Below are 258 nucleotides of genomic sequence, written 5' to 3'. Positions count from 1 at the left end.
ATTTCGAATCGCTGGCCGACGACGACGGTGGCGCGCCGCGCACCAGCAGCATCTCCTTCGCGATCGCACGCGCCCCGCAGGCGCCGCTGGAGAAGGTCGCGTTCCGCCTGTCGCCGGATGCCAAGGCCGGCTTCGCCGAGATCAACCGCATCATGCAGGCGCAGAAGCGCCAGACCTGGACGACCAGCACGCTGATCCTCGAACGCGACGGCCGCTACGACTTCCAGTTCGCCTACACCCCGCTCTACCGGCTGTCGG

At 68.2% G+C, this 258-nt stretch carries 1 protein-coding gene; it reads left to right on the top strand.

What is annotated here, in order from left to right:
- Positions 1-258 (top strand): hypothetical protein (locus SB719_RS21185; protein ID WP_412159891.1); only part of this gene is annotated, 258 nt, incomplete at both ends.

This window comes from Pantoea sp. SIMBA_079 (assembly GCF_046940275.1).
In the GTDB taxonomy this organism is placed as follows: domain Bacteria; phylum Pseudomonadota; class Gammaproteobacteria; order Enterobacterales; family Enterobacteriaceae; genus Pantoea; species Pantoea borealis.
This window is presented reverse-complemented; position numbering and strand designations above follow the sequence as displayed.